General features: G+C 59.3%; 4 protein-coding genes and 1 pseudogene. All 5 read right to left on the bottom strand.

Annotated features, from left to right (window positions below):
- Window positions 1-421 (bottom strand): ABC transporter permease subunit (locus tag ACRESD_RS04985; protein ID WP_431749904.1); only part of this gene is annotated, 421 nt, incomplete at its 3' end.
- A gap of 12 nt (window positions 422-433) precedes the next feature.
- Window positions 434-1,240: an ABC transporter substrate-binding protein gene (locus ACRESD_RS04980; protein ID WP_431749903.1), complete on the bottom strand. Its 807-nt coding sequence runs from the start codon at window positions 1,238-1,240 to the stop codon at window positions 434-436.
- Between the two features lie 77 nt (window positions 1,241-1,317).
- Window positions 1,318-1,986, bottom strand: a complete 669-nt coding sequence (locus tag ACRESD_RS04975) for a GntR family transcriptional regulator (RefSeq protein ID WP_431749902.1) — start codon at window positions 1,984-1,986, stop codon at window positions 1,318-1,320.
- Window positions 1,987-2,311: 325 nt separating this feature from the next.
- Window positions 2,312-2,950: a trypsin-like peptidase domain-containing protein gene (locus ACRESD_RS04970; protein WP_431749901.1), complete on the bottom strand. Its 639-nt coding sequence runs from the start codon at window positions 2,948-2,950 to the stop codon at window positions 2,312-2,314.
- A 292-nt stretch (window positions 2,951-3,242) separates the two neighbouring features.
- A pseudogene (locus ACRESD_RS04965) lies at window positions 3,243-3,390 on the bottom strand (hypothetical protein); the annotation flags it as partial.

Raw genomic sequence — 3,390 nt, 5'->3', positions numbered from 1 at the left:
GGGACCGCCCGGCTTCGTACTGGCCCTTGTCCACCGCACCAATACCGGCGCGGATAATCTCGGCCATGTACGCGCCTTCGTTAAGACCCAGTGCGATGATCGCCGCCTGGATATTGCCGGGGACAACCAGGCCGAACAGCTCGATATCCTCGAAGCGGAAAATCCCGCCCGCCGCCAGGGCCGTGTACAAAAACACAATCTGCACCAGCAGCGGTGTGCCGCGCATCAGCCACACGTAAAAACGTACCGGCAGGTGCAGCAAGGGGTTCTTCGACAAGCGCAACAACGCCGCCGCCAACCCCAGCACGCAGCCCAGCAGCATCGCAGATACTGCGATCAGGCAGGTCAGCCAGAGCCCGGTGAGGTACACCCCGCTGGGTTGCAACAGGTACTGCCAGAACACATCCCAATTGAAGTTCATTGCGGGTTAGCCTCAGTCGAGAGTGTCGCTGCTGACATGCCATTTGTTCAGTAACGCCACGTAGCTGCCATCGCTGCGCATGTCGCTGATCACCTGCTGCACGGCTGCCGTGAGTTGCGGGTCGTCCTTGCGCATGCCCAGCCCGGTGAGGATGCGGCTGAACGCTGGCACGCCTTCCTGGAACAGGTCCGGGGCCATCGCCGCGTAGTAACCGGCGGTCTCCACGGTAGTGCCGTAGGCGTCGACCTGGTTGATGCGCAGGGCTTGGAAGGCGTCAGTGTCGGTGTTGTACACCACCAGCTTCATGGGCGGTTTGCCGGCCTTGGCCAGGCTGTCGTTTTGCGTGTCCAGCAAGGTCTTGATGGTGGAACCGTTAAGCACCGCGACTTTGTGCCCTGACAGATCATCCAGGGCCTTGATACCTTTGGGGTTACCCTTGGGCACCACCACCGACTGGCTGGAATACATGTAGTTGACGATGTCGATCACCTGACGCCGTTCGGGTTTGTCGAACAGTTGATCGACGATCATGTCGCACTGCTGGGCGAGCAATGCGGGCACCAGGCCGGAGAACGGAATCACCCGCCACTGCACCTTTTTGTCCCCCAGGCGCTTGGCGATTTCCAGGCCCAGGTCGACGGTAAGACCGCGCGGTTTCTGGGCTTCATCGAAGGACACCAGGGGCGGGGAGTCCATCCCCGAGCAGTAGGTGAGTTTGTCGACGTTCTTCAGGCGCTCCGGCACCTGCGGTGCAGCAATGGCCCATTGGGTACAGAGGCCGAGGGAGACAGCCACCAGCAAGGCGCGGCGTTTATGCATGACCAGACACTCCAGTTCGTTGGGTAACGGGGCAGGACTCAAAGTCAAAACACGGGCGGGCTTGGGCCCGCCTCTTGTTATTGTTCCGATTGCAGGAATTGAATCAGCGCTGGCACGGTGCCTTCGATGTGCTCGCGCACCACGGCTTCGGCGCGAGCGGCGTCACCGGAGCGAATCGCATCCAGGATCACCGCGTGTTCTTCGCGGGCGCTGAAAGGTTTGTCGCCATGCTGGAGCCACAAGCGCATGGGCGCTTCCACCAACGAGTACAGTGCCGAGATCTGCTTCATCAAGCGCGGACGGCCGCTGAGGCTGCACAGGTATTCGTGAAAGGCGCGGTGACGGCTGACCCAGGCGGTGCTTTCGTCGCGGTAGTCGTCCATTTCGTCGAGCATGCGTTCCAGTGCGGCCAACTGGCGTTCGCCGATACGGCCAACCGCCACGCGCACCGCCAGGCCTTCGAGGGCGCTGCGCATCTCGAATACCTCATGCAACTCATCGATATCCAAGCCACTGACGACGGCACCCCGGTTGGGCCGCAAGGTCACCAGGCCTTGAGCATCCAGGCGCCGGAAGGCTTCGCGCACCGGCATGCGGCTCATGCCGATCTCGCTGGCGATGTCCTCGGCAATCAAGCGGTCGCCCTTTCGGTAGCGGCCACCACAAATGGCATCGAGCAGAAAGCTGTAGGCCTCCTCCTCGGCAGTGAGGGGCTGACGGTCAACGTAAGCAGAGGCAAATTGCATCGGCAGCACCTTTTGAATTTTTGTATCCAATTATCCATAGATGCAAAAAAGCAGGATGCGTGCCAATTACATGGGTGGTGAACCAAGTGATTGATTCAGATGAAATAGCTGCGGAACACGGCCAGTCGACCGGAGTGCAGACGTAGGAATTTGCTACCAAATGGCCCAGAAAATGCCCCATGGGTGGGCGCAAGTAACAGCCAGCGGGCATATTCTTAGCTGTCGATATTCTTATTCCTGGCGGGTCTGGATCGGTAGTGGGCGACTCATCCCGAACACGATGTTAAGTTATTTCCCGGCCTGAGCGGGTCACGCCTCGACGAACTCAGGGACGGGCCGCCACTAGCTTGGCCTTCAAGCTGCGGTTATAAGCTTCCCACTCCTTGTTGATCACGTCATAGGGCAGGTACAGGCTGAGCCGCTCGCTGGACTTAAGATCACCAAACGCAGGAGTGGCGCCGAACAGCATGCCCACGGTAATGCCAAGTACCGCACCATCACGACCGTACACCGGTCCGCCTGACATCCCGTGCACTATTGGCCCGTCGTGTACCGCGTAGGCTGTCGGATCGGAGCTGTTGCTCAGCCTGACCCGCATGCCCTTGGCACTGCCCTCGCCCTTGAGGTCCATCAACATCGGGCTGAACCCTACTGCCGTGACCGGTTCCCCGCGAACGGGATCACGCCAGAGCGGGATCGGCCCCTCGGCCGGATGCCGGATGAACACCATGTCGCAACCGGAGCTGCACTGGTAAACCACATTCGGGATCAACGGGATATGCCGTACGGTCACCGCATAATCCTGGTTCCACTGTACGGCGCTACCCTGAAAGAAATAGGGCAATGGAAAGCCCGAGTTGACCGTGAAATGACCATGCAAGCCCTCGTCACTGGCAAGTGGACGAGGAACCCCATTGCACCCCACCAGCAGCGACGCGAATACCCAGACCAGACCTGTTTTCATCAATGCGGCTCCCATGACAAGCACTGAGCGGTGACGACAACAAGCGCTTGCGCCTCTCGATGCCCTACCGTTCCAACCAGCTTAGAACCTGCATGGAAAATATGAAGTGATTTTTGCGCGCAAAATCGACTGGGCATGGGCTGGCGCTGATCGAAGGTGAGTGGATGTGGAGTCGGACCTGATATGACTCGAAGACGTTGCAGGGTGCTTGAGGAGGGCAATGCCGAAAAGCCTTGAGCCAGATGCAGAAAGCCCGGCGCTGGGCCGGGCTTCGATGTAACAGCGTCAGAAACTAACGATGCTTGTTCTTGTGTTTATGCTTGTTGTTGCCTTTGTGCTTCTTACCATCCGATCGATGATTGCTCTCATCATCCGCTAGATTGTTTCCTAGCGCGCCACCTGCAGCGCCACCGAGACCTGCACCTATAGTCGAGCCAGCT

It is taken from the genome of Pseudomonas sp. (assembly GCF_050739995.1).
Taxonomy (GTDB): Bacteria; Pseudomonadota; Gammaproteobacteria; order Pseudomonadales; family Pseudomonadaceae; genus Aquipseudomonas.
The sequence above is the reverse complement of the archived record's forward strand: the minus strand, read 5'-3'. Positions and strand labels throughout refer to the sequence as shown.